The sequence below is a fragment of the Vibrio sp. 1978 genome (genome assembly GCF_033344345.1).
The window spans coordinates 1-566 of sequence record NZ_JAWPOP010000826.1 but is presented as its reverse complement, the minus strand read 5'-3'; the positions used below and the strand labels follow the sequence as shown (position 1 = coordinate 566).

The window sequence follows — 566 nt, the reverse complement described above, 5'->3', positions numbered from 1 at the left end:
CAGCTCCAGTGAATAGCCTATATGCATTGCATGAAGCGCTGCTTGTGTTGCAGAACGAGGGGCTTGAGAACGCGTGGGCTCGCCATCAATTGATGCATGAGAAGTTGAAAGATGGTCTTCAGAAACTGGGTTTTGAATTTGTAGTGGAAGAATCTTACCGTTTACCTCAATTGAACGCGATTTATGTGCCGGAAGGGATCGATGAAGCGAAAGTTCGCGCGCATCTACTTGAAACTTACAACCTTGAAATTGGTGCAGGGCTAGGTGCGTTAGCTGGCAAAGCATGGCGTATTGGATTGATGGGATCCGGTGCTCGCGCGGAAAATGTCGCGCTGTGCTTGAAGGCTCTGGAAGAGTCTTTAACTGAGTAAGAGTTGCGCATTAGAGCGTCTCAAGAGCTTGGAACTCTATTACTCATAACCAACAGGGCCTAAAATCATTGGGCTGAAAGCAAAAAAGCGAAGGAAGTCCTTCGCTTTTTTGTTTGTCTATTCCGCATCAGACACGCTAGTCATTGCCGATTGGGCTTGTGAGGGTGCTTGATAATTTACTTGGCTAAAGTCGAT

The 566-nt window shown here is 46.8% G+C and carries 1 pseudogene; it reads left to right on the top strand.

What is annotated here, in order from left to right:
• A pseudogene (locus R8N49_RS29335) lies at positions 1-371 on the top strand (alanine--glyoxylate aminotransferase family protein); the annotation flags it as partial.
• Positions 372-566 lie beyond the last annotated feature (195 nt).